This window comes from Mesorhizobium sp. M1423 (genome assembly GCF_040317575.1).
Taxonomy (GTDB): domain Bacteria; phylum Pseudomonadota; class Alphaproteobacteria; order Rhizobiales; family Rhizobiaceae; genus Mesorhizobium.
The window spans coordinates 1-7,262 of sequence record NZ_JAMYKU010000062.1; the positions used below are offsets into that span (position 1 = coordinate 1).

The following is a 7,262-nucleotide window of genomic DNA, read 5'->3' on the forward strand; positions in this document are numbered from 1 at the left end:
GGTCACTTGCGATTGCGCGAGTGCCTTCGCATGGACCGCCATCGGAACGAGATCGTCTTCCGCTGCAACCCTGCCGATCTCCATTTCACCGGCGCCCTGGTCGATAAGCTCGGCGATACGCGGCGATACCTGCAGCATTTCGTAGGTCACGGTGCGCCCGCTGTAGCCGGAGCCGTTGCAGGTGCGGCAGGTGGAACCTGTTTGATCCGTCTCACGGCAAGCCGGACAGACGCGGCGCAGCAACCTTTGCGCGATGACGCCCCGGATCGTCGCTCCGAGCAGATAGCCGTCGATGCCCATGTCGCGAAGGCGGGTCAGCGCGCCGGCCGCGCTGTTGGTATGCAGCGTGGAAAACACCAGATGGCCGGTCAAAGCGGCCTGGACCGCGACTTGCGCCGTCTCACGGTCGCGGATTTCGCCAAGCAGGATGATATCGGGATCCTGACGCAGGATCGAACGGAGTGCGGAGGCAAAATCGAGGTCGATGGCAGGATTGACCTGCAACTGGGTGATGCCCGCCATGCGGTATTCGACCGGGTCTTCGACCGTGAAGATCTTGACGTCCGGCCGCGAGCGCTCGGCAAGGATTGAATAGAGCGTCGTCGTCTTGCCGCTACCGGTCGGCCCGGTGATCAGCACGATGCCGTTGGCGGACTGCGACATGCTTCTGATCTTGGCCTGTGCGGCATCGTCGAAGCCAAGTTTTCCCAGCCGCAGCTCGGTACCGGCGCGGTCGAGAATCCTGAGCACGATCGCTTCGCCGTGAATGGACGGAATGACAGAGACACGAAGGTCGATATCCCGGCCACGCACCGCAATGCGCATCCTTCCATCCTGTGGCAGCCGCCGTTCCGCTATGTTGAGCCGCGACAGGATCTTTATACGCGTCGAAATGCCGGACAGCATCGCGGCCGGTGCGGTATCGACGGTGGACAGCATGCCGTCATGCCTGAAGCGGATGCGGACGTGGTCCTCCAGCGGTTCGATGTGGATGTCGGTGGCTCTCGCGTCGACCGCCTTGTGGATGGTGTCGGCGACAAAGCGGACGATCGGCGCCTCGCGGGCAAAATCCTTCAACCGTTCCAGGTCGTCGGGGCCGAAATCCGAGGCCTCGGTAGTAGCTGAATCGGATGAAACAGCCTTGGCCGACTGCTCAATCCGGTCGATGCATTCGGCAATCATCCGCCTGGGCAGTATTCTGAGCGCCGGCGTCCGCTCATAGTGAAATGCCAGCGCATCGATCGTCGCCGACGAGAACGGATCGGCGACCGCAACGACTAGGTGCTGTGCGTCGATCTCGAGCGGCAATATCCCGTTTTCACGCAGGTAGATCAGCGGAACGCCCGTGAACAGCTCGGGATTGAACTGCTCTGGAATGTCGGCAGGCGACGGCAGGTTCATAAAGCGGCTGAGATTGTCGGCAAGCTCCTGTTCGCCAATCAGCCCGAGTTCCGTCATCACCGTATCGAACGGGTGCCCCGACGTTTTCGACGCTCCCAAAGCGCGTTGGGCTGCGTGCGCGCTCAGCACTTTCTCGCTTTCGAGAAAAGCAAGAAACGCCTCGACGCTGGAGGTCCGGGCGGCCACGTTCATGACGCCCATCTCCTTAGGATCTGCGCTACCGCAGTCCCGAATAGCGCGTCACAGTCTCTGGAGGATGTCGTCGTCCCTGCATGGTTCGTGGGTTCCGCGACGGGACTTCCTGAAAGACGCCGAAAGCCTGCCGCACTGGCCGGGAATTTCTCGCTGACAAAACCCGCATGGCCCGCAATTCCCGATCCATCTCGCCTCGCTATAACTTCAACCGAAAACGCTCCGATAGACCCTTGCGTGGTCGAAGCGCCACTCCCGGATGCACCGGCGAGGACAGTTCGGAGGCGGCTCGAAGCGCTGTCGAGGCTGAGCGTGCCGCGCTTCGAAAAAACCGTAAAGACATCGTAGAGGTCATGCGGCGGCGTCGAAGCAAGCGCCGAAAACTCCTGCAATTCAGAGACCGATTCGAACGGCGCCTGCTTGTCTTGAGCCGGCCCGACGGAGGTTGCAGGCTCTGCCTGCGCGGCGAAAGCATTCGTGCTGCCGCGGAACTGGATAGCCGCTTCGGCCAGGTCTTCTGAGGTCTGTCGATCGAAGCCGAGCGATGCAAAACCCAGCGACAGCAAATGAGCATCCGCGGCATTGAGATCGATCAGGCCGCTTTGGTCCTGTACCCGGACACCGAAGGTGAATTCTCCCGATCGGCAATCTGCCGGCGTGGAATCCAGCGGCAGTTTTTCCGTCCCTGAGCCATTGGCCAATTTGCTCGAAACCACATTGGCCAGGCCTTCGGCAAGCAGCGACAGCCGTTCCTGCTCGACCCCGTTGTTGGCGATCATCAACCGTGTTTTTGCCGTCACGGCAAAGGGAACGACGATAGCTGATACGATCAGCATGAAGACCAGCACAGCAACGAGCGAAAATCCCGCGTTTCCATTTTCGTCCTCAGAGCATCCCTCGGTCATTGGCCGACATTCCGCGCGGGCTGGCCATCCTGAGCTGACGGGTAAAGCGAGATGCGTGCGACCTTGCCGTCCCGCTCCAGTACGGCCTGGTCTTTGTCGATCGTGGAAATGGTCCAGCCATCGACAATCTCGCCATTGCCGTACCAGAAAGCACTATCGGCTCCGGCGATCCGCAGCAGCGCCTTGGCCGATCCGCCATGAATGCTGATCCCAAGTAGTGACGGCGCAACTGCCGGTGTAACATTCTGCGCGGCCGGCTGCACGACGACCACGGAGGCGACTGCGACTGGCTGCGGCTCGACCGGCTCGGGCACAAATTTTCTGCGCGTTGGGCTGAACAGAGGCCGTTCGAAAGTTTCGGTGAAGTCGCCCAGATCGGCAATCTGGAGTGATCCCGGCGAGCTCGGTGCCAACCCTCCGTCGCGCCCCTTTTCGGAAACGATCGGTGCAATATCGACCGGCGTATCGTAGAGCACCACATTGACCGCCACGAGGCCGGCAATCATTGCCCCCAGGACTGGTGCTGCGAATTTGCCGGTCATGGTTTTGCCCCGCCAGATGGCGACGCCACCTTTGTCTGCAACGGCCCATAGAACAGAATCTCAGCAAAAAGCTCCGGGTCTGCCGTTCGGCCGGCCGCCGGTCCGACATCCGTCGTTCGCAAAGTGGCCTCGCGGATGAACAGGACCGGAAGCGAGGTTTCGATAGCGAGAATGGCATTGTGCACGCCTTCCAGAGGCCCCGACAGGTTTGCCCGCAACCCGATGAAGTCGACTCCGGCTTCGCTGAGCGGCGGTGCATTGCCTGCCGACAACACCGTTACCCCATTCGATGCCGCAATCGCGTTCAAGCGAGTTTGAAGCCCGCCGCGAATGACCGCCTCGCTGTCGCCCGTCAAAAATTCAGGATTTGCTGCAGTGGCGGGACCGGGGGCGCCCTCCAGACGATTTGCCAGTACTGTCACGGCCTGCAATTGACCGAGATTCTCTCGCTTCTCATCGATCCCCGCCCTTGCCGAGGCGACACTGTCAAATGCCATGAACACCATCCAGCCGGCTGTGCAGGCTGCTGCCGCCGCGATGGCTAGCGCGATCAGGCGTCGGACCATCGGGCGGGCGTTAAGGATGGGGGAGAGCATTGTCAGAGCGCTCCAATCTTGGCGGTGATGGTGAAGCGTTCGCCGTCCTGGCCCGGAACCTTCACGACAGGTGCCGCGAATTCGGGTGCCGCAAACAGGGGAGATGCGTCCAGCGGCTCGATCAGTTCGGCAGCTGAGGTTGAAAACCCAGTGATGGTCAACTCGCCGCCTTTGGCGGACAGGTCGGTCAGCCAGGCTGTGTCAGGAAACAGATGCGTTAGTTCGGCCCAGACGTGAACCAGCGAAGCGGATGTCTTTTTCTCGTTCCGGATTTTGTCGATCTGTTCGATGTTTGCCTGGCGTTTCTGCAGCGAGGATCGCGCTGCCTTGGCCAGGATTTGCGCATCGGCGATTTGCGCGTCGAGTTCCATTCCGGCCTGCCAATAACGCCATTGCGCATGGCCGAGGGTGATGAGCGCTGCAGCAAGCAAGGCTGAACACGCCGTTGTCCATGCAGTTCTGGCGCGGCGGTCGCGTTCTGTCGGCGGCCAAATGGCAGCCAAGCTTAACTGATCGGCCGGTCGCGCCCGGTCTGCATCGATCACAGACAGTGAGCCAAGCGTTCCACCGACACGACGGACACTTTCCAGAACGGCTGCAAGCGTCTTCGTCCTCACGACGTGGTAGCAACAGTCCTGCTCCGCATGTTTGGCAAAGATTATATGCACCTGTGCCGGGTCGATCGGCGTTGTGGCCAGCAGGTCGAGTTCGGCCATGCTTCTCGCTTGCCGAAGCGGCAGTCGTCTCGTCGCCAGTTGCCGTGTCAGAAACAACCCCGATTGGATCTGGATTTCGAACGTCGGCCGTTTGCGCCGAAGCGCAGTCTGGAAAAGCGCGGAAGTCTCGTCCGCCGATGCGTTCGGCACCAGAGGATTGGATTGAAATTTCGGCGCATCCGCCGCGCGCACGCGGATGCCGTCATCCGCTATGCTGACCATCCAGTCCCCGGTGTAGAATCGCTTCCGCTCAGGAATAACGCGCGTCCAGACCCCTCGCAGCTCATCGAGCCACCAGTCGAAGAAATCCAGGAACTGCTCATTGAGTGTTGCCACGACCGGCCGCCCGCCACCCCAGCTGATTCTCGGCCGAGGTTTCTGACCAAGATTACATTTGCTGGTGTGACACGGATATCAGCGAGAGCGCGGAGAGCGGATTAGCCACAGCTTTGTGAGGATTTGTTGGTGATGAGCGCGGATGCTCTAGATTCCGTAGGTGATCCGTGGCAACGACGCGCGAAGCGCCTCACAAAACATGCCCGGTTCTCTTACGCGGCGCGTAGATTGCCGCAGGCGGGGCACTTTGGCGAGCGCGCACCGCCATGCAGTCAATCTATACAATGAAGGTCCGGCGAACGCGATAAGACGGGCACCGCCACCGAAATTCGCACCTCGGGAACAACGCGCTCCAGACCCCTCGCAGCTCATCGAGCCACTAGTCGAAGACGTCGAGAAACTGCTCGTTGAGTGTCGCCAGATCAGCCGCGCCTCGCCCCAGCTGATTCTCTGCTGAGGCTTTTAGACTGAGATTACAGTTGCTTATGTGACGGGGACATCAGGAGGGAATTCTGCAGAGTCGATTCGTTAGCTTTTGTTGTTTCGTTAGAATTGAAACGGATCGGCGCTTGGCACCACGCCAAAGCCCACATCAGCGCGCAAACATAGCCAAAGGTGAGCTGTCACCGCAATTCCGGATACCTCCGGAGGCGACAGGACATTATTATTGCTCATAAACATCAAATTCATCCATTTCAAGAATCATTCTTCGCGAGATAAATTCTGCATACAGAATATTCTCTCTAGATTCATCGTCGGTATAAAACGCAAGAGTAACCTTTTCCTTGGGCTCTATTGCAAACGTATTTCCACCTGCAAGTTTAATATCTGTGTTATGCATCTCTATAGTGAAATATTTTCCATCGGGAGTTGTTGGGTATATTTCTATTTCAAAGCCATATTTTTGTGAAAAATTCGAAATTGAGTTGAAAAAGCTCAACTTTTCGCTTTCCTCAACGTGAAAAACAACTACTTTTATCGGTGCCTGCCCGGCCGCGACAGAACCAACTTGGCTTAAGGGCTGAAAGATAGCGAGCATTATAGAAGTCACTATCAATATAACGGTGTTTCTCATTGGTTAAGCTGCGCTCCTCTGCGTCGCTGATCAATGTATTCTCTCATGTTTTGATCGACCTGATTGAATATTTCAGGGCCGGTTAGCTCGTTCACTTTATTCATGCCAGGTATTCTATTGTTACCTGTCCCCAGCGTTGTAGCCCACCATGATCCTTTATAAGGATTTTGCTCCAATTTCCTAGTAATTTTGCCATCATAGAAAATGTGCTCCCGCAAGGTTCGATTAGTAACTGTAAGTCTGTCGGGGCTAACTGCTGTTTGTATTTTTCCACCAGGAATAAGCCCTATGAAAGGATCGCGAACCGTATTAATCTCTAGGTTCTGTACTGGCTTTTCTGGATCTTGGCCCGGAAATGCAAAACGAGTAAGCACATCCGCTTGTTCCTTAGAGCAATCTTCACAGATCTTATTGATGACCATATAAGTATGCCAACCAGGCAAGCTCGGGTCAAATTCATTAGCAGCCTTATTCTTTTGTGACTTGCGACTGCGACGATCTGCTAGGAGCGATTTATCGGTTTTGTCGGCCGATTCCTTCTTTGCGTCCTGGGCTTTATCCTTTGAATCTCCGGCCCGCTCAGCGGTCGCATTTGCTTGCGCATCAAGCGCGCCGCTCTGATGCCCATTGTTATCCGCATTGTTCACCGGATCGTTCTGGGCATAGGCATAGCGGTTGGTGCCAACGCCTTCCTTGGTCGGATCCCAGTCATCCGGTGAGATGAACCTTCCGAGCACCGGGTCCATGTATCGTGCATTGAGGTAGAGCAGGCCTGTCTCGGGATCGAAGCGTTCGCCGATATAGGACTTCTGCGTCTGGAAGCCGATGTTGAGGCGCTCGCCATAGCTGGCGTAGTTGGTCTGCTCGGCGATGGCGCCTGCGGCATCGGTGACCAGGCGCACAGAGGCCAGGTGATCGCGGTGCAGGAAGGTTTTTGTGGCGCCGGTCACCTTGACGTCGGGGTGGGGGTAACGGGTGTAGATCTCCGCTCCGGGTGTCGCCGGATCGATCTCGACCGAAGCATCGGGATAGAGTGTGGTGGCGAAGCTAGAGCTTTTCTTGGTTCGCGCACCGTCCGGGCCGTAGAACAGCGAGACGGCGCTGGAGCCTTGCGTGACTGTCTTCAGCCGGTTGGCCTCGTCCCAGGTCAGCGTCCGGGTGCCGTCGGCGGTCATGTTGCCGTTGGCATCGTAGGTGAGCGCCTTGGCGCCGACCGCTGTTGGCGCATGCGGACGAGCTGCGCTCGCCGCGGGATAGACATAGGTGCCGGCAACGCGTGTGCGCGAGGTCAGATTGTCGTTGGCGGCATAGACGAACGTCTCGTCGAGCGTGTTGTTGCCAAAATTGTCGCTCGAGGTCAGCCGGTCGGCCTTGTCGTAGCCATAGGTCCAGCTGTCGGCAGCCGTGAGCCCCGTCGTGCCGGTGATGCGGCCGATGAGATCGCGGGCATACTGATCGTCGAGCAGGACCGTGGCGCCCTTGGCCGTGGTGACGCGGTT

The 7,262-nt window shown here is 58.2% G+C and carries 7 protein-coding genes; all 7 read right to left on the bottom strand.

The genetic code is table 11. The features are described 5' to 3' along the window. On the bottom strand, nucleotides 1–1,593 hold a 1,593-nt coding region (locus tag NKG95_RS33805; RefSeq protein WP_353043820.1), incomplete at its 3' end, for a GspE/PulE family protein. After that, a complete protein-coding gene (locus tag NKG95_RS33810; protein ID WP_353043821.1) occupies nucleotides 1,590–2,294 on the bottom strand; it encodes a hypothetical protein in 705 nt (234 codons plus the stop codon). The genes NKG95_RS33810 and NKG95_RS33805, both read right to left, overlap by 4 nt. Nucleotides 2,295–2,494: 200 nt before the next feature. Next, on the bottom strand, nucleotides 2,495–3,040 hold the full coding sequence (locus NKG95_RS33815) for a hypothetical protein (RefSeq protein WP_353043822.1): 546 nt from the start codon (nucleotides 3,038–3,040) through the stop codon (nucleotides 2,495–2,497). Then, nucleotides 3,037–3,636 carry a type II secretion system protein GspM gene (gspM, locus tag NKG95_RS33820; protein ID WP_353043823.1) on the bottom strand — a complete coding sequence of 200 codons (600 nt, stop codon included), beginning with the start codon at nucleotides 3,634–3,636 and terminating at the stop codon, nucleotides 3,037–3,039. Before gspM ends, NKG95_RS33815 begins: the two co-directional genes overlap by 4 nt. Nucleotides 3,637–3,638: 2 nt before the next feature. Then, on the bottom strand, nucleotides 3,639–4,352 hold the full coding sequence (locus NKG95_RS33825; protein WP_353043824.1) for a PilN domain-containing protein: 714 nt from the start codon (nucleotides 4,350–4,352) through the stop codon (nucleotides 3,639–3,641). Nucleotides 4,353–5,352: 1,000 nt separating this feature from the next. Continuing rightward, a complete protein-coding gene (locus tag NKG95_RS33830) occupies nucleotides 5,353–5,727 on the bottom strand; it encodes a hypothetical protein (RefSeq protein WP_353043825.1) in 375 nt (124 codons plus the stop codon). A gap of 32 nt (nucleotides 5,728–5,759) precedes the next feature. Beyond that, nucleotides 5,760–7,262: RHS repeat-associated core domain-containing protein (locus tag NKG95_RS33835; protein WP_353043826.1), on the bottom strand; the 1,503-nt coding region annotated here is incomplete at its 5' end.